General features: G+C 42.1%; 21 protein-coding genes. 15 read left to right on the top strand and 6 right to left on the bottom strand.

Annotated features, from left to right (window positions below; translation table 11 throughout):
* Nucleotides 1-12: 12 nt before the first annotated feature.
* The 13 genes from ACED20_RS07405 (at nucleotide 13) to ACED20_RS07345 (ending at nucleotide 15,306) form a co-directional block, all read left to right on the top strand.
* Nucleotides 13-1,545, top strand: a complete 1,533-nt coding sequence (locus tag ACED20_RS07405; RefSeq protein ID WP_378104053.1) for a GMC oxidoreductase — start codon at nucleotides 13-15, stop codon at nucleotides 1,543-1,545.
* The gene (locus tag ACED20_RS07400; RefSeq protein ID WP_378104052.1) at nucleotides 1,542-2,708 is read left to right on the top strand and encodes an MFS transporter; all 1,167 of its coding nucleotides are present in this window, start codon (nucleotides 1,542-1,544) and stop codon (nucleotides 2,706-2,708) included. Before ACED20_RS07405 ends, ACED20_RS07400 begins: the two co-directional genes overlap by 4 nt.
* Nucleotides 2,709-3,316: 608 nt before the next feature.
* Complete coding sequence (locus ACED20_RS07395) at nucleotides 3,317-4,045, top strand: pirin family protein (RefSeq protein ID WP_295211442.1); 729 nt, start codon at nucleotides 3,317-3,319, stop codon at nucleotides 4,043-4,045.
* Between the two features lie 253 nt (nucleotides 4,046-4,298).
* Entirely contained in the window at nucleotides 4,299-4,850 is a 552-nt protein-coding gene (locus ACED20_RS07390; RefSeq protein WP_294200696.1) for an NADPH-dependent FMN reductase, read from the top strand.
* Between the two features lie 279 nt (nucleotides 4,851-5,129).
* Nucleotides 5,130-6,122: a phosphoribosylformylglycinamidine cyclo-ligase gene (purM, locus tag ACED20_RS07385; protein ID WP_294240010.1), complete on the top strand. Its 993-nt coding sequence runs from the start codon at nucleotides 5,130-5,132 to the stop codon at nucleotides 6,120-6,122.
* A gap of 82 nt (nucleotides 6,123-6,204) precedes the next feature.
* Nucleotides 6,205-6,771: a phosphoribosylglycinamide formyltransferase gene (gene purN, locus ACED20_RS07380; protein ID WP_294223414.1), complete on the top strand. Its 567-nt coding sequence runs from the start codon at nucleotides 6,205-6,207 to the stop codon at nucleotides 6,769-6,771.
* Nucleotides 6,772-6,969: 198 nt separating this feature from the next.
* Nucleotides 6,970-8,487 carry a bifunctional phosphoribosylaminoimidazolecarboxamide formyltransferase/IMP cyclohydrolase gene (gene purH, locus ACED20_RS07375; protein ID WP_295211439.1) on the top strand — a complete coding sequence of 506 codons (1,518 nt, stop codon included), beginning with the start codon at nucleotides 6,970-6,972 and terminating at the stop codon, nucleotides 8,485-8,487.
* A gap of 90 nt (nucleotides 8,488-8,577) precedes the next feature.
* Complete coding sequence (gene purD / locus ACED20_RS07370; RefSeq protein ID WP_294200683.1) at nucleotides 8,578-9,816, top strand: phosphoribosylamine--glycine ligase; 1,239 nt, start codon at nucleotides 8,578-8,580, stop codon at nucleotides 9,814-9,816.
* Between the two features lie 218 nt (nucleotides 9,817-10,034).
* On the top strand, nucleotides 10,035-11,564 hold the full coding sequence (gene guaA, locus ACED20_RS07365; RefSeq protein ID WP_295211437.1) for a glutamine-hydrolyzing GMP synthase: 1,530 nt from the start codon (nucleotides 10,035-10,037) through the stop codon (nucleotides 11,562-11,564).
* Nucleotides 11,565-12,140: 576 nt separating this feature from the next.
* Nucleotides 12,141-12,785 (top strand): MgtC/SapB family protein, encoded by a 645-nt coding sequence (locus ACED20_RS07360; RefSeq protein WP_294223344.1) that lies wholly within the window; start codon nucleotides 12,141-12,143, stop codon nucleotides 12,783-12,785.
* An 11-nt stretch (nucleotides 12,786-12,796) separates the two neighbouring features.
* A complete protein-coding gene (locus tag ACED20_RS07355) occupies nucleotides 12,797-13,180 on the top strand; it encodes a hypothetical protein (protein ID WP_294266841.1) in 384 nt (127 codons plus the stop codon).
* A 33-nt stretch (nucleotides 13,181-13,213) separates the two neighbouring features.
* Nucleotides 13,214-13,732, top strand: a complete 519-nt coding sequence (locus ACED20_RS07350; protein WP_378104050.1) for a hypothetical protein — start codon at nucleotides 13,214-13,216, stop codon at nucleotides 13,730-13,732.
* Between the two features lie 74 nt (nucleotides 13,733-13,806).
* Nucleotides 13,807-15,306, top strand: coding sequence for a carbon-nitrogen hydrolase family protein (locus tag ACED20_RS07345; protein ID WP_295211430.1), 1,500 nt, complete (start codon nucleotides 13,807-13,809; stop codon nucleotides 15,304-15,306).
* Nucleotides 15,307-15,641: 335 nt separating this feature from the next.
* Here ACED20_RS07345 and ACED20_RS07340 read toward each other — a convergent pair whose 3' ends face one another.
* On the bottom strand, nucleotides 15,642-15,797 hold the full coding sequence (locus ACED20_RS07340; protein WP_294200674.1) for a hypothetical protein: 156 nt from the start codon (nucleotides 15,795-15,797) through the stop codon (nucleotides 15,642-15,644).
* A gap of 373 nt (nucleotides 15,798-16,170) precedes the next feature.
* On the opposite strand from ACED20_RS07340, the gene ACED20_RS07335 reads away from it, so the two are divergent.
* Entirely contained in the window at nucleotides 16,171-17,817 is a 1,647-nt protein-coding gene (locus ACED20_RS07335) for an AarF/ABC1/UbiB kinase family protein (RefSeq protein WP_295211427.1), read from the top strand.
* Between the two features lie 588 nt (nucleotides 17,818-18,405).
* Nucleotides 18,406-19,758 (top strand): DEAD/DEAH box helicase, encoded by a 1,353-nt coding sequence (locus ACED20_RS07330; protein WP_294233155.1) that lies wholly within the window; start codon nucleotides 18,406-18,408, stop codon nucleotides 19,756-19,758.
* Between the two features lie 34 nt (nucleotides 19,759-19,792).
* On the opposite strand, the gene ACED20_RS07325 is transcribed toward ACED20_RS07330, so the two are convergent.
* The 5 genes from ACED20_RS07325 to ACED20_RS07305 form a co-directional block, all read right to left on the bottom strand.
* On the bottom strand, nucleotides 19,793-20,227 hold the full coding sequence (locus ACED20_RS07325) for a lipocalin family protein (RefSeq protein ID WP_294239993.1): 435 nt from the start codon (nucleotides 20,225-20,227) through the stop codon (nucleotides 19,793-19,795).
* Between the two features lie 125 nt (nucleotides 20,228-20,352).
* Nucleotides 20,353-20,829 carry a hypothetical protein gene (locus tag ACED20_RS07320; protein WP_294266830.1) on the bottom strand — a complete coding sequence of 159 codons (477 nt, stop codon included), beginning with the start codon at nucleotides 20,827-20,829 and terminating at the stop codon, nucleotides 20,353-20,355.
* 1 nt (nucleotide 20,830) lies between these two features.
* Nucleotides 20,831-21,484 (bottom strand): GDSL-type esterase/lipase family protein, encoded by a 654-nt coding sequence (locus ACED20_RS07315; protein WP_378104047.1) that lies wholly within the window; start codon nucleotides 21,482-21,484, stop codon nucleotides 20,831-20,833.
* A 79-nt stretch (nucleotides 21,485-21,563) separates the two neighbouring features.
* Entirely contained in the window at nucleotides 21,564-22,025 is a 462-nt protein-coding gene (locus ACED20_RS07310; RefSeq protein ID WP_294200662.1) for a lipocalin family protein, read from the bottom strand.
* Between the two features lie 188 nt (nucleotides 22,026-22,213).
* Nucleotides 22,214-23,377 (bottom strand): iron-containing alcohol dehydrogenase, encoded by a 1,164-nt coding sequence (locus tag ACED20_RS07305; protein ID WP_294239987.1) that lies wholly within the window; start codon nucleotides 23,375-23,377, stop codon nucleotides 22,214-22,216.
* Between the last annotated feature and the right edge of the window lie 64 nt (nucleotides 23,378-23,441).

The following is a 23,441-nucleotide window of genomic DNA, read 5'->3' as shown; positions in this document are numbered from 1 at the left end:
ACAAACGGAAATATGTACGACATTATTATCATAGGAAGTGGAGCAGGAGGGGCTACCATGGCTTATCAATTGGCCGACAGCGGCAAAAAAATACTGGTTGTGGAGCGTGGAGATTATGTCCCTGTAGAAAAAGAAAACTGGGATTCGGTGGAGGTTTTCCAGAAGAACAGGTATACGACGACTGACGAATGGCTGGATAAACACAACAAACCCTTCCGTCCGGGAATGCATTACAACGTAGGCGGAAATACCAAATTTTACGGAGCGGCGCTATTCCGTTTGCGGGAAGAAGACTTTAAAGAAATAAAACATTACGGCGGAACTTCACCGGCATGGCCTATTCAGTATAGTGACCTGAAAGAATACTATCTTCAGGCGGAGAAGCTTTTTTATGTGCATGGAAAAAGAGGATCGGATCCTACCGAACCCTTCGATGAAGAACCGTATCCTTATTCTGCTCTGCCGCATGAACCGAGAATCCAGGAAGTGGTGGACGAATTGTCCGGCTACGGCTGGCATCCTTTTGAATTGCCGATCGGCGTGAATCTCAAACCCCATAAAACAGCCAATGCACCTTACACCTTAGACCGTTTTGACGGATTTCCTGATGCTGCGGAAAGAAAGGGTGATGCGCATTTGTGTTCACTCTCAAAAGCACTGGAACATCCGAATGTGCAACTCATGACCAATACTAAAGTCTTAAGGCTGAATACCAACGAAGCAGGGGACACCGTTACGGAAGTTGTAATAGAGCAGAACGGTGAAACCAAAACGCTGACGGCGGAGCTGGTGGTTCTTTCGGCAGGAGCCATCAATTCGGCGGCGGTTCTTCTGGAAAGTAAAAGTGAAAAATTCCCCAACGGACTGGCCAATTCATCGGATCAGGTGGGCCGGAACTATATGTTCCACCAGAATTCCGCTCTGGTAGCAATTTACACCGAACCGAACCCTACCAAATTCGGGAAAACTTTCGGAGTCAATGATTTTTACCATGCCAATAAAGGCTATGAATATCCGCTCGGGCACATCCAGATGCTGGGAAAATCAGATGAACACCAGATCAAGGCAGACAGCCCGGTTCCGGCACCCGGATTTACTTTCGAGCTGATGGCCAAACATGCCGTTGATTTCTGGCTGACCTCCGAAGATCTTCCGGATCCTGAAAACAGGGTAACCGTAGAAAACGGACAGATCAAAATCAGTTATACGCCGAACAATCAGGAGGGGCACGGTTACTTAAAAGAAGAACTGATCAAAGCCCTGAAAGCTTCCGGAAAATTTGACTCCTTTTTGTTTAAAGGGATCTATTTCAGCAAAGGAATGGACATTGCCTCGCCGGCACACCAGAACGGAACTACCAAAATGGGCACAGATCCGGCAACTTCAGTTGTTGATACCTATTGTAAAGCTCATGATCTTAATAACCTCTATATTGTCGATGGCGGCTTTTTCGTTTCCAGCGGAGCAGTAAATCCGGCACTGACCATTATTGCAATGGCACTGAGGGTTGGAGAGTATATCAAAAACAATGTGCTGAAATCATGAATTCACGCATAGCCAAAATTACCGTCGTCTATGTGCTGGCATTTTTCACGGGACTTAATTTCGTGATCTTTCCGGCGCTGAGCAGCGCTTTTACCGATACTTCCCTGTTCGGTCTTTCTTCTGCACAATTTGGAAATCTGTTTATCCCGCAAGTTATCTGCATCATTACTTCGTGCCTTGCGGCTCCGTTCCTGGTGAACAAAGCCGGGCCCAAACTCATTTTAGGGACAGGGTTGGTGCTGATGATGGCCGCTACGGCAGGTCTTTGGGGGTTACAGTTTTTCATGGGAGATCAATCGGTTTTGTTTCCGGCATTGATGGTACTGGTAGCCTGTACCGGAACCGGCTTCGGGCTTTCCATCACCACCCTGAATCCTTTGGCAGCAAGCCTATCCGGAAATAATAAATCCTCATCCATTCTCATCCTGCAGTTCCTGGTCGGATTGGGAACTTCAGCATCGCCACTGATGATCAATGCGGTCGGCAGCCTGCAGAACTGGATGGATGTTCCCGGAACGGTATTTATACTGGTCGCAGTCCTGTTTATTTTTTTCCTGAGTCTCCGGCTTGAAAAAGGATCACTCTTCCAGCTTCCCGGGCACTTTAAAATTCCTTCCCGGCTCTGGCTGTTTTTTTCGGCCATTGTTTTATATGGATTTATTGAAGGTACCTTCGGGAGCTTCGGAGCCGTGATCCTTAAAAACCAGGGACTCAGCAGTCAGCAGGCAAGTCTCGGGCTGTCCCTCTTTTGGGGCGGGATTGCAGTTAACCGGCTGCTTTTCGGGATTTTCTCAAAAAGGTTCAACCTTTCGTCGCTATTTCTAAGCTCGCCTCTGGCCGTAGCAGCATTGTTGACTGCACTCTGGATCTATCCCGATCCCGGAATATTGGTTGTCATGATGTTCCTGACCGGATTTTTCATGGGCACTTTGTTTCCCGGCTCCATCGGTTGGGGAACGGTTGAATTTCCATCAATATCAGTACTGGTTTCCGGATTTCTGATGGCGGCCAACCAGGCCGGAACAGGCATCATCACCAATACGCTGGGGCATTTCTCGGACCGGACCGCACTGATCCTCCGGTTTCTCACCGGATGTACGGTGGTTATTTTCATTCTCCTGATGATCCTGCGGAAAAACTCGAAGATTGAAGAAGCGTTTTAGCAGATTGTGAATGGTCAATGGTCAATTTTTGCTATGGAAGTGAATTTTAAAAGTAGGTTAAGGATTCAACATTGGAGAGAGGTGAATGGTCAATAGTCAATTTTGCCGTGCAAGTGAATTTTTGAAGTCGTTAACAATTCACTATTCAACCGTAGGAATTGACCATTGACAAATACGAATGGTGTTTTGTCTGGGAATATTTAGAGAAAACAATATTCCGTAGGAATGATATCTGTGTAGAAAAACAGGTTTCAACGTAAACAGCAAGCCAGAGGTGTGCTATCTGTAGTACGGTAAAAGATAAAACTCCTATCGAGTTCTGGTCAGGATTTATACATTTATACTACACAGATATTGCTCTCCGGAGCAAATCATATAAGCTTTTGACCTCCAACAAACCTTCAAGGTTTCCAAAACCTTGAAGGTTTATAACCGGATCATAATCAATCATAAAAGTATTAAAGTAAATCAATTCAATGAACCTTTAAACTTTGAACTTTAAACCTTAAACCTGAAAACTAGAATCTTGAACCCTTCCTCCTTTCTTACCCTACATCAACACTTTCCCACGTTTACCAAAGTACCTTTGTACTATAAATAATCACGATATGAAAACAGTATATCACAAAGCAGACACCAGAGGACATGCCAACCACGGATGGCTGAACAGTTACCATACCTTCAGCTTTGCAGGCTATCAGAATCAGGACCGGATGAACTTCGGCGTATTAAGGGTATTGAATGACGATACCGTAACCCAGGGAATGGGTTTTGGAACGCATCCGCACCGGGATATGGAGATTATTTCCATTCCATTGGAAGGCGACCTGGAGCATAAAGATTCAATGGGAACAACCGCGGTCATCAGGAAAGGGGAAATCCAGGTGATGAGTGCCGGAACCGGAGTAATGCACAGCGAGTACAACAAGAACAAAGACCAGGCAGTAAAATTCCTGCAGATTTGGGTATTTCCTAGAGAAGTAGGCGTAGAGCCGAGATATGACCAGAAAAGTATTAAAGAAGGAGAAAAGATTAACGGGTTTCAACAGATCCTGTCTCCAAATAAAAACGATGACGGGGTATGGATCCATCAGGATGCATGGTTCAGCCTGGCCAATTTCACCAAAGGAAACGGCAAAAACTACACGCTGAATAAAAAAGAGAACGGAGTATATGCTTTTGTTCTCAAAGGAAGCGCAAAAGTAGGAGACCGGATCCTGAATGAAAGAGACGGTTTGGGAATCTGGGATACCCAAAGCTTCAACATTGAAGCCGTGGAAGATACCGAAATCCTTCTGATGGAAGTTCCGATGGAATTACCGGACTATTTAAAGTAATAACTCAAGAGTAAAATCCTTAATCGGCCTTTGTTTTTAGAATAATGATTTAAAACTATTATGGTCTTTGTCCTTTGCGGACTTAAAAGGAGTTAGCAGTAATAAAGAATCTTTGCGGGCTTCGTTTTAAATTAATATCATGCAATCAATAAGAAGTTTAATAATAATCTATATCTGAAAACACTCCATTTCCCAAAAATCTTCCGATCTTTGCGGCAATAAAAACAAACAAACTTACCCAACAGATAAAACAATGAAAATATTAGCTATTGCAGGAAGCAATTCCGATACGTCCATCAATAAACTTTTAGTGACTTACGCTGCATCCTTAGTGCCGAATGCTGAGGTGGAAACCGTAGATATGAACTTATTTGAAATGCCGATCTACAAGCATCAGCGCGAAGTGGAAAGCGGAGTTCCGCAGGAAGCAAAAGATTTTGCTGCCAAAATAGATGCGGCGGATATTCTTCTGGTTTCTCTTTCCGAGCACAATGGAACCTATTCCACCGCTTTTAAAAATGTGTTCGACTGGACTTCCCGGATCAAGGACAGAGCGGTATGGAATGAAAAGCCGATGCTGCTGATGGCTACCGCTCCCGGAGGAAGAGGCGGATTGGGCGTTTTGGAGGCGGCGGCCAAGCGTTTCCCTTTGCATGGTGGAAATATCGTAGATACATTTACGCTTCCGTTTTTCAATGATAATTTTGATAAAACAGCTCAGAAAGTTTCCAATGAAGAGAAAGACAACGAGTTGAAAGAAAAATTGGAGAAGATTTCGACACTGGAATCGATCCTTGAAAAATAGGTTTGAAAATTAATATAAAATTAATATCTTTGCAAAAAGAAAAAAGATGAAAATTCAGACCACTTTTAAAGAATGTTTCTCCGAGAAAGGGAATATTGTGGGCTCTGAAATTCTGAGATAAAACAACGGCCGATAATCTACTAAGATTGTCGGCTTTTTTGTTTTCAAAATTTAAAATAAAATTTAGAAATAAAAGTATCGACTGATCAATATACCAGTTTGCCGGCCAGGCTTTTATTGTTACATCGGTTAGATTGATACATTGTTAAATTATTAAGCATGAGCAACACGTACAAATCAGCAGGCGTAGACAAAGAAGAAGGATACAAAACCGTTGACAAGATTAAAAAGGCGGTGGGCGAAACACACAATTCCAATGTACTGAACCATTTGGGAAGTTTCGGAGCTTTCTATGAAATCGGAGGGTATAAAAACCCGGTGTTGGTTTCAGGAACCGATGGTGTAGGAACAAAGCTTAAAGTAGCCTTGGATTCCAAAAAATACGACTCCATCGGGGTAGACTGTTTTGCAATGTGTGCCAATGATATCCTTTGCCACGGGGCAAAACCTTTATTCTTCCTCGATTACCTGGCTTGCGGAAAACTGGATTCCGAAATTGCTGCGGAAATCGTCCTGGGAATGGTAAATGCCTGTAAAGACAACAACTGTGCCCTGATCGGCGGTGAAACGGCTGAAATGCCGGGAATGTACCAGCCCGGAGATTACGATGTTGCCGGATTCTGCGTAGGGATTGTTGAAAAAGATGAAATCATTGATGGTTCCCAGATCAAAGCAGGAGATAAAATCATTGCTTTGCCAAGCTCAGGATTCCACTCCAACGGATTCTCCCTCGTAAGAAAAGTCTTCCCGGACTTCAATGAAGAATTTGAAGGCAAACCATTATACGAAACGCTTTTAGTACCTACTAAATTATATTACAAAGACATCCACAAAATCCTTGAAGAAGTGAAAGTAGCAGGAATTGCCCACATCACCGGCGGAGGATTGTACGAAAATATTCCTAGAATTATCGCCGACGGTTTATGTGCTTCCATCGATGCTTCAAAAATCAGAATTCCTGGCATCATGCTGGAACTTGAAAAAAGAGGCGGCGTAGCACGCGAAGAAATGTTCGGAACCTTCAACATGGGGGTAGGGATGATCTTGGTCGTAGATACGGAACATGCGGAAAAAGTCCTTCATCTTCTGGACGACGCCTATGAAATCGGGGAAATTACCGAAGGAAACGAAAAGATCAATCTTTCAATATAAATCTACCAATATAACAATGTAGCAATTTAACAATCTTAAACATTGTTACGTTGGTATACTGATATATGGTTACATTATAATTATGAAAAACATTGTTGTACTCGTTTCAGGTTCAGGAACCAATCTTCAGCGGATCATCGATACCATCGACAGCGGGGAAATCCCCAATGCAAAAGTATCTTTGGTAGTAGCTGACAGGGAATGTTTCGGACTGGAAAGGGCAAAAAGACATAATATAGAAAATGTTCTTATTCCGAGAGGAAAGAATTTCAGCAGCGAACTGGCAAAAGTTATTCCTGAAAGTACGGATCTCATCATATTGGCCGGCTTTTTATCCATTCTAAAGCCTGAATTCTGTGAAAACTGGACCGGAAAGATCATCAATATCCATCCTGCACTGCTTCCGAAATTCGGAGGAAAAGGAATGTGGGGGCACCATGTTCATGAAGCGGTGATTGAAGCAAAGGAAAAAGAAAGCGGTGCCACCGTACATTTTGTAACACCCGGAATCGATGAAGGGGAAGCCATCCTTCAGAAATCATTTCCGGTAACGGAAGAAGATACCGCGGAAACTGTTGCTCAGAAAGTCCACCAGGTAGAATACGAGATCTTCCCGCAAGCCATCAACAAAGTATTGGGCAACGGGTAATAAAGAAAATTCCCCTCCCTTGGAGGGGTGGCAAAAATTCAGAAAGAATTTTTGACGGGGTGGTTAGTGAGTGATCCCGGCAGTAGCATTTAACAAAGTGCTCAAACAAGTAAAAATCTAAGTAAAAATAAAGACCGGAGGTGAAAGAACCGGTCTACAGTTTGAAATAGCTGTAAAAAGTAAAAAATCGAAAGTAAAATGAGTAAAAAGAGAGTTTTAATCAGTGTTTCTGACAAAAGCGGATTAACCGAATTTGCACAGTTTCTCGAAGCCCGGAATTATGAATTGATTTCTACGGGAGGAACGTTCAAACATTTGAAAGACGCTGGTTTAAATCCCATTCAGATTGATGAAGTAACCGATTTCCCTGAAATGCTGGACGGAAGAGTGAAGACCCTTCACCCGAAAGTACACGGCGGGCTGTTGGCCGTGCGTTCCAACGAAGAACACATGAACACTGTTCAGGAACACGGAATCGGGCTGATCGACATGGTGATCGTAAATCTGTATCCTTTCTTTGAGAATGTAAACAAAGACATTTCTCTTCACGAAAAGGTAGAATTTATCGACATCGGCGGTCCTTCCATGCTTCGTTCTGCGGCGAAGAACTTTGATTCCGTAACGGTAATTACCGATGTGGAAGATTATGCTGCTGTACAGGCAGAAATGGAACAGAACGGCGATACCTACATCGAAACCCGTAAAAAGCTGGCAGGAAAAGTATTCAACCTTACTTCGGCTTATGACGCGGCGATCTCAAGAATGCTGCTTGATGAAGAATATCCTGCTTATCTGAATGCTTCCTACAAAAAAGTTTCCGATCTGAGATACGGTGAAAACCCGCATCAGACGGCTGCTTACTACATTTCTACTTTCGAGAACGGAGCGATGAAGGATTTTGAACAGCTAGGTGGTAAGGAATTGTCTTTTAATAATTTAAGAGATATGGACCTTTGCTGGAAAGTGGTTACGGAATTTAAAGAAGAAATGGCTTGTTGCGCCGTTAAGCATTCTACTCCTTGTGGAGTGGCGATCGGAACTTCAGCCCTTGAAACCTATCAGAAAACGTTCGAATGCGACCCGGTTTCCATCTTTGGCGGAATTGTTGCAATGAACTACAAAATCGATGCGGCAACAGCAGAAGAACTGAACAAAACGTTCCTTGAAATCGTAATGGCTCCCGAATTTGATGAGGAAGCCCTTGAAGTTTTAAGAAAGAAGAAAAACTTAAGAATCATTAAAATCGTTAACCCGGTTTCCGATAAGCAGACTTGGGTAAAGATCGATGGCGGAATCCTGGTTCAGGACAACGACAGCATTTTCTCAGACGATATCAAAGTAGTGACTGAAACCCAGCCTACTGAAGAGCAAAGAAAAGCATTGCTGTTTTCCCAGAGAGTGGTAAAATATGTAAAATCCAATGCGATCGTGGTATCCAACGGAATCCAGGCTTTCGGGATCGGTGGCGGACAGGTGAACCGGATTTGGGCGACCCAGCAGGCGATTGAAAGAGCGAAAGAGAAATTCTCAGGTGCCCTTGTTTTAGCTTCAGACGCTTTTTTCCCATTCCGTGATGTCGTGGATTTCTGCGCGCAGGAAGGAATCACGGCTATCATCCAGCCTGGAGGAAGCGTAAAAGATCAGGATAGCATCGATGCAGCCAATGAGCACAACATTCCTATGATGTTCACTGGAATAAGACACTTTTTACACTAATTAAAATAGAATTAAAAATAAGTCTGGATTGTATTTATACCGTCCAAAATGATATATTTGTAAATTATAGACGAGTTAATTAAATAAAGTATGAGAATATTAATCATAGGTGAAGGGGGAAGAGAATCTGCTTTGGCAGTAAAGCTTCAGAATGACCCGAGAATTACAAAAATGTTTTTTGCTAACGGAAATGCGACGACAGATGTTATAGGACAAAACGTTAACATACCCGATATTAAAGATCTCAGGGATTTTGCCATCAAGGAAAAAGTAGACCTTACCATCGTAGGTCCGGAAGCTCCTCTGGTTGCAGGGATCCGGGATGAATTTAAAAAGCACGACCTTAAAGTGTTCGGCCCGAACCAGAAAGTGGCCAGCCTCGAAGGAAGTAAGGCATTTTCCAAGAAATTCATGCAGACCTATGGTATCAAAACCGCTACGGCCAAAGTATTTGATTCATACAATGACGCCATTTCCTATGTGCAGGATCACGAATATCCGTTGGTGGTAAAAGCCAGCGGCCTTGCCGGAGGAAAGGGCGTGGTGATCTGCGATACCCGTGAGGAAGCGGAAGCAACCATCCACGATTTCATGATCAAGAGAATCTACGGAGACGCAGGAATCAGACTGGTAATCGAAGAATTCCTTGACGGTTTTGAAGCTTCCATTATTGCTTTCTCCAACGGAAATAAATTGTTCCCATGTATCGCTGCCAAAGATTACAAAAAAGCAGGTAACGGGGATACCGGCCACAACACCGGAGGAATGGGATGTGTAGCACCAAGCCCTGAATTCACCCAGGAACACTACGCGGATTTTGAAAAGAATATTCTGGAAACGACCGTTAACGGACTGAAAGCGGAAGGATTTAGCTTCAAAGGAATCATTTTCTTCGGACTGATGGTGACCAAAAAAGGAGCGTACCTTCTTGAATATAACATGAGATTCGGGGATCCTGAAACTCAGGTTCTGATGGCTTTGATGGAAAACAACCTATTGGATGTGATCCAGGATTGTATGGAAGGAAAAGACATCGAACTCAAATTCAAGGATGAAAAAGCCGTTTGTCTGGTAATGTGCTCAGGAGGTTACCCTAGAAATATTGAGACAGGCTTTGAAATCGTAGGTGAAGACCGTCTGAAATACAGCAAACTTTTATACGCAGGAGCCATCCGCAAAGGAGACAAAGTGGTTTCCAACGGCGGAAGGGTACTGAACATCGTGGCTACCGGAGCTACGTACGAAGATGCCCGCAAAAAAGTATACGAAGACGCTGGTCACGTACATTTCGATTACGGCTTCTACAGAGAAGACATCGGAAAGTTTTAAAAATAATGCCCTGATTTTTCGGGGCTTTTTTTTAAGGAGCCGGGAACCTGCTATCCGCTCATACTCCTCGCGCCCCGGCCTTGCCGGCCCGCTGTGGGGTAACCGCTCCTATCAGGGCTGGGGCAGTGGTCTTTGCAGAAACGGCAGTCATTTTTCATCAATAGGGGCTTTAGCCCGTTTAAACATTAATTATCAATCATTATTCATCAATTATAAAAATGAACAACGGTATTATCATATTGGATTTCGGATCCCAATACAACCAGCTGATCGGACGCAGAATCCGTGAAATGGGCGTATACTCCGAAATTTTACCATTCAACACCCCTCTGGAAACCATCCTTGAAAAACAGCCGAAAGGAATCATCCTTTCCGGAGGACCAAGCTCCGTAAACGCAGAAAATGCCCACCTTGTAGAAAAAGAGTTGTACGAACAGGGAATCCCGGTATTGGGAATCTGTTACGGGATGCAGCTTACCGCGCACCTTTTGGGCGGAAAAGTGCACAAAGGCGTAAAAGGGGAATACGGAAAAGCCCACCTGGAAATCGTAAAAGAATCTTCTTTATTAAAAGGCATAACCAATAATTCCGTAGTTTGGATGAGCCATTTCGACGAAGTGGGACAGCTGCCTGCAGGGTTTGATTTAAATGCAAAATCCGGTGTTATCGCTTCCATTTCCAACGAAGAAAAGAAAATCTATTGTGTACAGTTCCATCCGGAAGTTTCCCACACCGAAGAAGGCGGCAAAATGTTGGAAAACTTCGTTTTTGGAATCTGTGATGCAGAGAAAAACTGGAAACTGACCAACTATATCGACAAAACCGTAGCCGAAATCCGTGAAAGAGTAGGCGATCAGAAAGTGATCCTTGGTCTTTCCGGTGGAGTAGATTCCTCGGTAGCTGCTGTGTTAATACACAGAGCCATCGGAGATCAGCTGACGTGTATTTTCGTAGATACCGGGTTATTGAGAAAAGACGAAAGTAAAAAGGTAATGGATAATTACGGAGAGCATTTCCACATGAACATCAAGCTGGTAGATGCTTCCGAAAGATTTTTATCCAAGCTGGCCGGTGTTGACGATCCTGAAGCCAAAAGAAAGATCATCGGAAACGAATTCATCCATGTCTTCGACGAAGAATCCCATAAAATTGAAGGGGCTAAATTCCTTGCACAAGGGACCATTTACCCGGATGTGATCGAAAGCCAGTCGGTGAACGGGCCGTCTGCCGTAATCAAATCCCACCACAACGTAGGCGGTCTTCCGGAAGAAATGGAATTCGAGCTGCTGGAGCCTTTAAGAGAACTCTTCAAAGATGAAGTAAGAAAAGTAGGGGAAGAACTGGGTATTCCTCATCATCTGGTACATCGTCACCCTTTCCCGGGTCCCGGATTGGGTATCAGGATACTCGGAGCCGTAGACGCTGAAAAAGTAAGAATACTGCAGGAAGCCGATGATATTTTCATCGAAGAATTGTACAAAAACGATTTGTACGAGAAAGTTTCCCAGGCTTTCGTGGTATTGCTTCCGGTAAAATCCGTAGGCGTAATGGGAGACGAGAGAACGTACGAATATACGGCGGTTGTCCGTTCAGCAAATACTATCGATTTCATGACGGCGACCTGGAGCAGGCTTCCTTATGAATTTTTAGATACTGTTTCAAGCAGGATCATTAACGAGGTAAGAGGAATCAATAGAGTCGCCTATGACATTTCAAGTAAACCGCCTGCAACCATCGAGTGGGAGTAATTTAACGAGATTGATTATACTCATAAAAGAATAAATTTCTTCGGAATACCTTTGTACTTCGAAATAATTTTTTTTCATCATTTGTGTTTTTTTGGCCTCCCGGAAGGGAGGTTTTTTTTATTTTACAGACACCAATCCAACCTTACGGGTTTCCAAAAACCCGTCAGGTTTAATTCAACACCATAAATTTTCACAGATGCTCAAGAGTGTTACTTCTTAAAATACAAAACCTGATCGTCATTAATAGATTAAAGAACAGAGGAAAAGCGGCATTTTTACTGATAAAGCATATTGATTATGCATACGCTTCATCAGATCAGTTTACTGATCCTTTCTTTGCCAGCTGACATAATACAGTATGAAAAATAAACTTTGCGTTTGAAAATAGAAGCAGGTTTAAAAAATAATTGTTCGTATAAGACATACATAATGCTTTTGATTTGCATATGACTGTATTCGATTATAAAACTTCCAGCCTCCAGCACCCATCTTCCAGCCCGTTATATTTAATCAAATTTTAATAACGCAATTCAACTCCGTACCCCATTATTTTATATTTTTGATATTAATTACCTCATGAAAATAATCGGAACGTGGACTACCGGAAATGATCTGTTACTTATTGTTATCTCCGTTATCATCGGCCTCCTGATCGGAGCTGAAAGAGAATATCGCAACAAATCCGCAGGATTAAGAACGTTCATCCTGATCAGTTTCGGTTCCTGCCTTTTTACCATCCTTTCCCTGAAAATCGGTATTGCCAACCCGGACAGGCTGGCGGCGAATATCGTAACCGGAATCGGATTTCTTGGGGCCGGCGTTATCTTCAAGGATGATAATAAAATCGGCGGCATTACGACGGCAACCACCATCTGGGCAACCGCTTCTCTGGGAATGTGCATCGGTTCCGGACATATTTACCTGGCATTGTTGGGAGTAGCGCTTGTTTTGCTGATCCTCACTTTTCTTTCTTATTTTCAGGATTTCATCGACAACCGTCATAAGATCAGGGAATATTCGATTACCACCCTGGATCAGAACGATCTTGAATATTGTGAAACCCTTTTTAACCGTTACAGCCTGAAGTTCTCCCTGGTCCGCCAGCGTTATGATGCCAATGGCTTTTCTACCACCTGGAAAATCATGGGTAACATCAATAGCCATCAGCAACTTATCAACCAGATGATGAACGACACCAGAATCCACGCTTACCAATTTTAACACGGCATACGATGAATACCAAACAAAAAGCCGCTCAGTACAGTAACATCTGGCTGCCTGAGCCTGAAGACCACGACTTTCCCGCCGCTCAGGATTATCTTGAACTGATCTTTGAACCTGAAACCGCGGCCACATTCGTTCAGAAACTGCAGCAGGCAAAAACAATTCAAAAGAAATCGAAAGATATTTTCCGGGCGAGTAGTCTGCCTCTGCTCCCGAAAGACAACATCCATGTAAAGGAAAACCTTAAAAAAGTAAAGAACAGCAAGAAGCTTTCTCCTATTCTTCTGGTCCGTGGCAATCATGAAAAGCTGATTATCGCCGACGGCTACCACCGGTTATGCTGCAGCTATTATCTTACGGAAGACCTCGAAGTCCCATGCCGTCTGGTTTGAATTTCTTACATTTATGAAATTAAAAATTCATACATGAAAAATATCATTGCCGTTATAATCGTATTACTGTGGTTTGGCTGTCAGAAAGATCCTGAAATAAATGACATTGTCAGGAATAAGAAAATAACGGCACAGATTGATAAATTCGTTGAAGATCTGGGAAATGGAAACCCGGAAAAATTCATCATGGTTTCAGGAATATCAATTCCGAAAGAAAAAAAAGCGAAGATTTTATTTACCAATAATAAGCCTGTTGTTGTAAAAGAGAATTTTTTTAAAAGGGAAGATGATCTTGAAAATGGCAGATACGGGTATTTCAAATATAAGGGTTACGAATTTCTGGTATCTGAAAAGCTTAAAGATATTTTTCAGCTGGATTATAAGGATTTTAACCGGATGAAAGAACATTTTATAATTAAAGACCATTATCCGTCAATGGAAGAGGCAATGAAGCAGAAGTGGAAGATCATGTATGTAAAATACGATATGGCCAATGATTCTGTGGATCTTAGCCGTATTTCAGAGATGAGTATGCCCGGAAGTGCCAATTGATCCTATCCATTTTCGTATTCCTATCCATCTTTATTTACTTAAAAATTGCCTACATTTAAACAAAATTACATCAGATGCAAATAGAAACAAGAGCGCTCACCGTAGCCGATTATCCGGAACTGGTAGAGACCATGAAGAGGGCTTATCCGCAAATGTCGGAATACGTCTGGTCCAGGAGAAGCATTGAAAAGCTGACGACCATGTTCCAGAAAGGGCAAATCTGCATTACGGTAGACGGGAAACTGGCTGCCGTGGCCTTATCCATCATTGTCAACTACGATGAATTCGGTGATGACCATACGTACAGCGATATTACGGGAAATTACACCTTCAATACCCATATTTCTACGGGAAATGTCCTGTATGGAATTGAAGTTTTTGTAGATCCGGAGTTCAGGGAGCTGCGTTTGGGAAGAAGGCTGTATGATGCCCGGAAAGAACTTTGCGAACTGCTGAATCTGCGGTCGATTATCCTGGGAGGCAGAATACCGAATTATCATAAGCACACCGATCTTTCACCAAGGGAATACATCCGGAAAGTCCGTGATAAGGAAATTTATGATCCGGTACTTTCGTTCCAGCTTTCCAATAATTTCCTGCCGATCAAGGTGCTGAAAGGGTACCTTCCTGAAGATGAATCTTCCCGCGAAAATGCCGTACTCCTGCAGTGGAATAATATTTACTACAGCAAGAAGACAACAACAATGCAGGACAGCATCATCCGGCTCGGACTGGTGCAGTGGCAGATGCGGCATTTCAAGGACATCGATGCCTTTTATGAACAGGTAGAATTCTTCGTGAACGTGATGGGGGATTACAAAGCCGATTTCGTACTCTTCCCTGAATTATTCAACACTCCTTTACTGGCACCGTTTAATAAACTTTCAGAAAGGGACAGTATGATTGAGCTGGCCAAGCTTACAGAAGAAATCAGAATGAAAATCTCGGATCTGGCCATTAGTTATAACGTGAACATCATCTCCGGAAGCATGCCGGTTTTTGAAAACAACGACTTGTATAACGTCAGTTATCTCCTTCACCGTGACGGCAGGGTAGACGAGTACCGAAAGGTCCACATCACCCCGAACGAGAGGAAATATTACGGCATGAAAGGCGGAAACGAAATCCGTGTTTTTGATACGGATTGCGGAAAAATCGGCTTGGTAATCTGTTATGATGTGGAGTTTCCGGAACTTCCGAGAATCCTGGCCGACCAGGGCATGAAAATCCTGTTCGTACCTTACCTTACCGATACCCAGAATGCGTACACACGGGTACGCCACTGTGCGGCTGCGAGAGCAATCGAAAATGAATGTTATGTAGCCATAGCAGGCTGTGTCGGAAACCTTCCGGGGGTAAACAATATGGACATCCAATTTGGGCAGGCGGCCGTATTTACACCGTCTGATTTCGCCTTTCCATCGAATGCCGTCAAAGGAGAAGCTACCCCGAATACGGAAATGACCCTGATTGTTGATGTGGATTTGAACCTGCTGAAAGACCTTCACCATCACGGCTCTGTTCAGGTCATGAAAGACCGCCGGAAAGATTTATATGAAACCTACCTGAAATAATGCGTAAGTAGCAGATAGCCATTATGTTTTTGCTATTGGCTTTACATTCGGAATTTTAAAATTCAAAAAGGTATTATTTCAAGTAATTTCTGATCTTTTAGCTAAAAAGTAAACAGAATTAAAGCATGAACACATTAGAAACACTAGATCTGAAATCCAGACTATGAAAATACTTCAGAACACATAAGATTAAAAATCAAAGATTTTTAAATATTGGTGTACTCTTCTTTTCTAGGGGATGATTAACCTTACAAGAATCTACTATACCTGTGTTTTAGCTAATAAAAAACGGAACGCATATTTGCATTCCGTTTTTGTTTTAAGCTGCGTGGGGATTACAGTACCTGCGGACAAACTACGGCCGGGCAGATTAATCTCGGACATCTCGGTCTTCCGTCATCAGGACAGCATTTGTTTGAGCAGTTGACGAAAGGTCCGCCTCCTGAAATACTTTTCATCTCCGATCTTGATACTTTTTTTAAATTTTTCATTTTAATAATTTTATAGGTTAGTTTCACTGTTTGGTGAATGTAAAGTTAAAGAAAATCAGGACATAATCTCCATTGCAGAAAATAATTACATTTTATTTAACATTTGCTACAAAAATTTAAGAGCCTGTCTAAATTTTGATCCGACAAACTATCGATCACTTCCTCTTAATTTTCTGAATTAAATAAACTTTGTTTTTTCTTCATTTTAATACGATGATTTCGGTTGATTTAAGGTGAATATGGCCAGGCAACCTAGACATTGATTTAAAATACCTTAAATTCTTAATGTTAAAATATAAAAGGTAAATTTAAGCAGGCTCTAAGTTCAGCAGGGAATAATTTTTGAATTAAATTGCACCTATATTTCAGGAATATGTTTGATAAGCAGCAAAGAAAACTAAAAAGATCGGCCAGGCTCATTTCCGTATTAAGCAAATACGGCTTTAAAGATATGCTGGCAAGGATGAACAGCGGAAACAAAGCTGATATTCCCGTAAATCCGGATGAAGTTATTTCCAAAGGCACGGTCTACGAAAGAATTCGGCTGGTACTGGAAGAGCTGGGGCCTACCTTTGTAAAATTGGGGCAGACCTTCAGCAACCGGGAAGATCTGCTTCCTCCGGAACTTATCCAGGAACTGCAGAAACTTCAGGATAAAGTGGAAACGGTAGAAATGAATGTGGAAGAAATCCTGGAAAACGAATTCAATATCAGTGTTCAGAACCACTTTTCTGAAATAAAAAAAAAGCCGCTCGCAACAGCATCCATCGCACAGGTGTACAAAGCCGTCCTCGCTGATGGAACAGACGTTATTTTAAAAATTAAAAAACCCGATGTACAGACATTGATCGAAGATGATCTGCTGCTGATCAAGGATCTGGAAAAACTGGTATCCTCTTATTCAGAAATTGGTGAGAAGCTGAATCTGAAGCAGGCGATTTCCACTTTTGAGAAATCTTTACTGGAAGAAGTTTCTTTAATCAATGAAAAAGAAAATATCCTGCAGTTCAGAAGGAACTTTAAGAACAGCAAAGAGACGTACGTTCCGAAAGTCTATGAAGATTATTCCAACAACAATGTTCTTTGTATGGAATTTATCGACGGGATTAAAGTGACAGATACCAAGACGCTTTTAGAATATGACATTGATCCGGTGTATATTTCCGAAACCGGTTTAAGGCTTTTCGTTTCGCAGATCCTGGACTACGGGTTTTTCCATGCCGATCCGCATGCCGGGAATATTCTGGTAAAAAAAGACGGAAAAGTGGTGTTCATCGATTTTGGGGCTGTCGGAAAGATTCCGCCGAATGATAAGGAAATCCTGGAAAACCTCATTGTAAGTTTCGTTGCGAAAAACCCGCATAAAATTGTCCGCTATCTTAAGAAAATGGCAGTGAGCTATCAGATCCCGGATGAAAAGAGATTTGAGGCCGATGTTGAGGATATCCTGAACTTTGTTCACAGTACCTCATTAAAAGAGATCAACCCCCAGGCGATTATCAATAAAATGAAAGATGTCCTGAAAGACAACCGTTTGTACATGCCGGATTATTTTTACCTTTTGTTTAAAGGAATCGGCCTGATCGAAGGGGTAGGAAGAACGATTAATCCGGATCTTGATGTGGTTAAAAGCCTTCATCCTTACACCAGGAAAATATTTGTCAAAAAAATCAGTCCCAAAAACCTGATGAAAACGGGAATGGACCGGATGCTGATGTTTACCGATAATGTAGATGAAATCCCGAAAGAGCTGCGCTCCGTTTTGCAGAAGCTGGATGAAAATAAATTTACCGTTTCCAGCGAGATCAAAAATATTGAAAAAACCAACCAGCTGATCAAATCCAGCATTGTCAACCTGATATTGGCGATGGTTTTAGGTGCAAACATCATTGCCACCGCCATCGTTTTTGTCTCGGAAGCGGGCCCGAGGATTGGCGAACTGTCTTTGGTAGCGGTACTGGGTTTTATTTTTTCCGTATTTTTAATCATTGTGATTTTGCTGAGGATTACGAGGAAATAAATGACGCATCGGTTTGATTTGATTATGCATTGTTTAAAATGAAATGTTAACATCAATTTTAAAAGTCCATATTCCGTAGGAATACTATCTGTGTAGCAATTATAAAGGAAGCATGAGAAGCACGCCGTAGGTGTGTTATCTCAATATCGGCTATAAAAAAGATAGAACTCCGCTGGAGTTCTGTTATAACTTTAACTACACAGATATTGCTCCTCCGGAGCAAACCTGTTTTAACGGCAACGATGAATGACGGGAATGTGCTATTACTTATTTTTTAGAAGAGATGAATTAGTGATGATATTCTTAGCCTTCAAGATGAAATCTGCGCAATCTGCAAAATCTGCATGATTAATTTTAAATTTAAAGTTTAAACCCAATTTAAGATCAACCCTAAAAATCTATATTCCGTAGGAATACTATCTGTGTAGCAATAGTAACGGTGAATGAGATGCACGCCAAAGGTGTGCTATTTCGTAAATCTTTAATTTAAGCATCATCGAAAATCATAACTTTGGTCTAAATAAATCTGCACAGTCAGTGCAGTTTAGATTTTTAAACTTTAAAAAATTAAATGTCTATCTTTGCAGAATGGAACAACTCACTTTTGCAGACTTTGACCTGCCGGTTAAAATCCTTGATGTTTTAGCAGACCTGAATTTATTTGAACCTACTCCGATCCAGGAGAAGAGTATCGGGCCGATTCTTTCCGGACGCGACGTAATGGGTATTGCCCAAACCGGAACCGGAAAAACATTGGCTTATCTGTTACCGGTATTGAAAACCTGGAAATACAACAAATCCGGGAATCCCACGGTATTGGTGTTGGTTCCTACAAGGGAACTTGTGGTTCAGGTAACGGAAGTCGTAGAAAAGCTAACGGAAAATCTTACTGCAAGAGTGATCGGAATTTACGGAGGTAAAAACATCAATACCCAGAAGCTGCTTTTCGATAACGGATGCGATATCCTGATCGGAACACCGGGTAGGGTAATGGATCTTGCCATTGACAATGCCATTTCCCTGAAAGAAGTCCAGAAGCTGATCATCGATGAATTTGACGAAATGCTGAACCTTGGTTTCAGGCCGCAGCTGACCCACATTTTTGAAATGATGAAGGACAAAAGGCAGAATATCCTTTTTTCCGCAACCATGACCGATGCGGTAGACGAAATGCTGGATACGTATTTTGCCGGTCCTATTGAAATCTCCCTCGCCAAATCGGGAACGCCGCTTGAGAAAATCGAGCAGACGGCTTATAAAGTCGAGAATTTTAATACCAAGATCAATTTACTTGAACATCTGCTGAAAACGGACGCCGATATGTCCAAGGTGTTGATTTTTACCAATAATAAAAAAAATGCAGACCTGCTGTTTACGAAAATCGACGAGCTTTTCCCTGAACAGTTTGATGTCATCCACTCCAATAAATCCCAGAACTACAGGCTGAAGGCGATGAAACGTTTTGAGCAGGAAGAAATCAAAGGCCTGATTACAACGGATGTTATGGCCAGAGGTCTGGATATTTCGGATATTACCCATGTCATCAACTTTGAAACCCCTGATATTCCCGAGCAGTACATCCACAGGATCGGTAGAACGGGTAGGGCGGACAAAGATGGTAAGGCCATTACTTTCGTTACCAAAAAAGAAGAAACCCTGGCGCTGGATATAGAATTGCTGATGGATAAGGAACTCCAGTACATCGATTTCCCTTCAGAGGTGAAGATCAACCCTAAAAAGATCGCTTCTGAAGAAGAGCAGGTAGTTATGAAAAATCCTGCGATGGTAAAAATCGGCGAAGGAGGCGGCGCATTCCATGAGAAAAAAGCGAAAAATACCAAAGAAAACTGGGGCGGGCCTTCAAAAAGAAAAGCACCGAAAAAATTCGGAGCCAACAGGGCGCAGCAGAAAGCCATATCAAAATCGAAAAGAAAGAAATAAAAAGCAAACACCCGGAAATTTCCGGGTGTTTCTGTTATCTGGCCATTACCAGAATAATTTTATCATCAACGCCGTCACCGTTTACGTCATCATAATCACTCACAACATGCAGTTCTTTGCTGTTCAGGACTACCACTTCGCTGGTTTCACCATCAACGGTAAGTTGCTTGTTTCCCGGATCATAAGAATACGGAGACGTATCAGTTCCGTAATTTTCGCAGTTCCCGCTTGAGTTTTCATCGTAAATCGTACTGGATACGGTGTTGTTCGATTTAAAATTAAATGTACTCTTTTTGTAGCAGGAAGAGTGGGGATCGTTGTACAGGGTATTTCCGTTTTTTCCGGAAATGGCTTTTTCGCTTACAGGTCTCCAGGTACCTACGATCGAGTTGGAGTCTCCTTCATTGTCATTATTGCATGAAGTAAAAATGAAGCCGGCCGATACGGCGAGAAATAATAGCTTTTTCATGGATTTATATTAATTTTAAAGATGCAAAGAAATGAAAAAAAATAACTTCATCAAAATTAATTTTCCAATTATCTTTTAAATTGAAAAGGCCGTCTCATTACTCATGAAACAGCCTTTAGTTTTATCTATACCTCATCATCTTGGTCTTCATCCAAAAAATCAAGCTCATCGTCACGCTGGACATAATCAGTAGTGATACCGGGTGGATTGAATAGCCCCCAATCATCCACAATAAAATGCTTGGGATCGAATCCGGCTACCCAGTCTACGAATAAAACCCGGAATTCTTCAATGAGATTGCGGATCAGTTTATAATATTTTGCATCCGCAAAGCCGAACATTTCAAGATTATTTCCGCTGATCATAATATCCCTTGCCGCTTTACGGATAATAGCCGCATTTTCCATTTTGATATCATACAGCTTAACGGCCTCGGCCCCGGAAATTTTCGCCAGGATCACCATGCTGTCCTCAAGGATATGGGACTTGATGCTCTGCAGGTAATTGTTGTCTTCCGGAAACAGATCCGTAATAATGGTTACCGTTTTATAAATTTCTTCAGCCTTTTTGTAAATAGGCAGATTCCGGGCAGCTCTGTTCATCTTATTTCATATAAGGTTTCATTACTGAGGTCCAGAGCCTGTAGCCTTCCGGTGTCATGTGAAGCATATCTTCTACAAAGAGATCTTTTCTTACGTTTCCTTGGCCGTCCTGCATGACTTTCGTAATATCGATAAATGCTGAATGAGGCTGTTTTTTCATAAAGGCAGCGATCTTTTTATTGGCTTCTTTCATTTGCGGCCAAAGCTTTTCGCGGCTCGGGGAATATTTGATCGAAATATAATCCACTTCGATGTTAGGAAATTTAGACCTGATTTTTTTATAAAAAGTTTTAAACCGGTCCACAACTACATCTGCCTTTAATTGATCATTATCCGCAAAATCGTTTTCACCGCAGTAGATCATGATCTGTTTGGGCTGGTAAGGATTCAGGAGACCATTGGCATAATAGTTAAGATCCGTAAGTCTGGATCCGCCGAATCCTCTGTTGATGATGGTTTTATCCGGGAAGTAGCGGGCAACATCCGTCCATTTGGTAAACGAGGAACTACCCACTAAAAGGATGGCATTTTTTGCCGGTGGATTTTCCTGATCCAGTTGTTTAAAACGTTGGATGTCCTGCCAGAACATCGGCTTTTCCTGTGAAAAGAACAGGACAAAAGTAAGCAGTAAAAATGCTGAAAATATCTTCTTCATTGTTTAATAATTTTAGGATATATTAAATTCTCTGTTTCATTTATTAAAAAACTCCCGGAAAAATTCGGGAGTTTCTTTTTTATCTTTTGTAGGTAATGTATTCTGCATCTACGATTGTATCTCCGTTCTGATCGATATTGCCCGAGGTCTGCTTGATTCTCATTTCCGAGCTGGTAAGCACAACGATTCGGTAACTTACCGGGCTGTTGTTCTTGTAGGTAACCACAAGATCCTTTGTGTCGGAATTATAAGTGTAAGTTCCTTCAAGCTTCGTAGCCACCTGGCAGTCTGTTCCCGTTCCGCCATAAGTGGTAAATGAGGTATAATAGTCTGTCCTGAACTCCAGATTATTCTTAACACTGCATCCTGTAGGAACTTCAGTATTAAGTGCAGTCTTATCGTCTTTCCCGGATATTACTTCTTTTTTACTAATCTTCCAATCGCCTTTCATCATATCCATTTCATAAGCTTGGATATCATCATCTTTACAAGAAGTAAGCGCTAGCGCTGAAAAGGCAAATAAAAGTAATGTTTTTTTCATTTTTACAAATTTACAATATGCTAAAATATAAATAAATTTGAAATATATATAATGAAATCCATGTTTTTTAAACGAATGTTTGCAGAAAAGGTAAATTGGTTGGAAGCAGTGTGCCGGATACCGGAAGTTCATTACCGGAATTTTTATCCTTACAAACTTCCCGCACCCGGCTTCCCGCTTCCAACCTTCTAATAACTCATCTCCACAATCTTATAAGCATCCTGAGGCGTCAGCTTCTTATATTCTCCAAGGCCGAGCCAGTTTCTTTCGGTAAATGCTTTTTCTACGCGTTCTGCGGTACCATTGTACTCTTCGGTATATTCCGAAAGTCTGGTCTGGATATTCAGACTATGAAAAAATTCTTCCAGCTTTCTGATGCCGGCTTCCGCTTTTTCTTCCGTTGTTCCGTCTTTAATTCCCCAAACCCTTTCTGCGTATTGGGCCAGTTTTCCTTTCTTAGATTCGAAATTATATCGGTAGTGGGAAGGTGCAATAATTGCGAGGGTTCTTGCGTGATCGATCCCGAAGTAAGCAGTCAGCTCGTGGCCCATTGCATGCACGGCCCAGTCGGTGATCACGCCTTTCTGGATCAGTCCGTTAAGGGCCATCGTACAGCACCACATAAAATTTCCGGCGGCATCGTAATCGAAATCATCGGCCAGTACTTTCGGGGCGGTTTCCTGTAGGCTGATCAGGATACTTTCCGCAATTCTTTCCTGTAAATCTGCTGACGAAGGAGCCGTCATATATTGTTCCAGGACGTGGGTATAAGCATCCGTTAATCCATTGACGATCTGTCTCGGCGGAATTGACCTTACAACTTCCGGATCCAGCACCGAAAACTGCGGGAAAAGTCCCGGGCCTCCTGTCGACAATTTTTCGTTGGTTTCCCTTCTGGAAATTACGTATCCGGAGTTCATTTCGGAACCTGTGGCCGGAAGCGTCAGAACGGTTCCAAAAGGAAGTCCTTCCCCTTCAAAAGTCCTTACGGGCTTGGTCAGGATTTCCCACGGTTCACCCTCATAGTTTGCCGCTGCCGAAAGGAATTTTGTCCCGTCGATCACGGAACCGCCGCCTACCGAAAGAAGGAAAGTAATATTTTTTTCTTTGATAAGATTCAGGGCGTCAATTAAAACTTCGTATTCCGGATTTGCCGGTACTCCGCCGAATTCGTACACCTGATGGTTTTTCAAAGCCTCTTTTACCTGATCGTAAACACCGTTGTTTTTGATGCTTCCGCCGCCATAAATCATTAAAACGTTGGCATCTTCAGGAACCTCTTTGGAAATTTTAGCAATTTCCCCTTTTCCGAAAAGTATTTTGGTTGGATTTTTAAACTCGAAATTAAGCATTGTTCTTAAATTTAATGTAGCCCAAATTTACGCATTGTCTAAAGAAAATTCAATTAAAGAAGTT

Origin of the sequence: Chryseobacterium sp. sg2396 (genome assembly GCF_042610505.1) — a bacterium.
Lineage (GTDB): Bacteria > Bacteroidota > Bacteroidia > Flavobacteriales > Weeksellaceae > Chryseobacterium.
This window is presented reverse-complemented; position numbering and strand designations above follow the sequence as displayed.

Bases quoted from the DNA above. Each gene is read 5' to 3' on its own strand.
- ACED20_RS07405 (WP_378104053.1), top strand. From the start codon at position 13: ATGTACGACATTATTATCATAGGAAGTGGAGCAGGAGGGGCTACCATG.
- ACED20_RS07400 (WP_378104052.1), top strand. From the start codon at position 1,542: ATGAATTCACGCATAGCCAAAATTACCGTCGTCTATGTGCTGGCATTT.
- ACED20_RS07395 (WP_295211442.1), top strand. From the start codon at position 3,317: ATGAAAACAGTATATCACAAAGCAGACACCAGAGGACATGCCAACCAC.
- ACED20_RS07390 (WP_294200696.1), top strand. From the start codon at position 4,299: ATGAAAATATTAGCTATTGCAGGAAGCAATTCCGATACGTCCATCAAT.
- purM (WP_294240010.1), top strand. From the start codon at position 5,130: ATGAGCAACACGTACAAATCAGCAGGCGTAGACAAAGAAGAAGGATAC.
- purN (WP_294223414.1), top strand. From the start codon at position 6,205: ATGAAAAACATTGTTGTACTCGTTTCAGGTTCAGGAACCAATCTTCAG.
- purH (WP_295211439.1), top strand. From the start codon at position 6,970: ATGAGTAAAAAGAGAGTTTTAATCAGTGTTTCTGACAAAAGCGGATTA.
- purD (WP_294200683.1), top strand. From the start codon at position 8,578: ATGAGAATATTAATCATAGGTGAAGGGGGAAGAGAATCTGCTTTGGCA.
- guaA (WP_295211437.1), top strand. From the start codon at position 10,035: ATGAACAACGGTATTATCATATTGGATTTCGGATCCCAATACAACCAG.
- ACED20_RS07360 (WP_294223344.1), top strand. From the start codon at position 12,141: ATGAAAATAATCGGAACGTGGACTACCGGAAATGATCTGTTACTTATT.
- ACED20_RS07355 (WP_294266841.1), top strand. From the start codon at position 12,797: ATGAATACCAAACAAAAAGCCGCTCAGTACAGTAACATCTGGCTGCCT.
- ACED20_RS07350 (WP_378104050.1), top strand. From the start codon at position 13,214: ATGAAAAATATCATTGCCGTTATAATCGTATTACTGTGGTTTGGCTGT.
- ACED20_RS07345 (WP_295211430.1), top strand. From the start codon at position 13,807: ATGCAAATAGAAACAAGAGCGCTCACCGTAGCCGATTATCCGGAACTG.
- ACED20_RS07340 (WP_294200674.1), bottom strand. From the start codon at position 15,797: ATGAAAAATTTAAAAAAAGTATCAAGATCGGAGATGAAAAGTATTTCA.
- ACED20_RS07335 (WP_295211427.1), top strand. From the start codon at position 16,171: ATGTTTGATAAGCAGCAAAGAAAACTAAAAAGATCGGCCAGGCTCATT.
- ACED20_RS07330 (WP_294233155.1), top strand. From the start codon at position 18,406: ATGGAACAACTCACTTTTGCAGACTTTGACCTGCCGGTTAAAATCCTT.
- ACED20_RS07325 (WP_294239993.1), bottom strand. From the start codon at position 20,227: ATGAAAAAGCTATTATTTCTCGCCGTATCGGCCGGCTTCATTTTTACT.
- ACED20_RS07320 (WP_294266830.1), bottom strand. From the start codon at position 20,829: ATGAACAGAGCTGCCCGGAATCTGCCTATTTACAAAAAGGCTGAAGAA.
- ACED20_RS07315 (WP_378104047.1), bottom strand. From the start codon at position 21,484: ATGAAGAAGATATTTTCAGCATTTTTACTGCTTACTTTTGTCCTGTTC.
- ACED20_RS07310 (WP_294200662.1), bottom strand. From the start codon at position 22,025: ATGAAAAAAACATTACTTTTATTTGCCTTTTCAGCGCTAGCGCTTACT.
- ACED20_RS07305 (WP_294239987.1), bottom strand. From the start codon at position 23,377: ATGCTTAATTTCGAGTTTAAAAATCCAACCAAAATACTTTTCGGAAAA.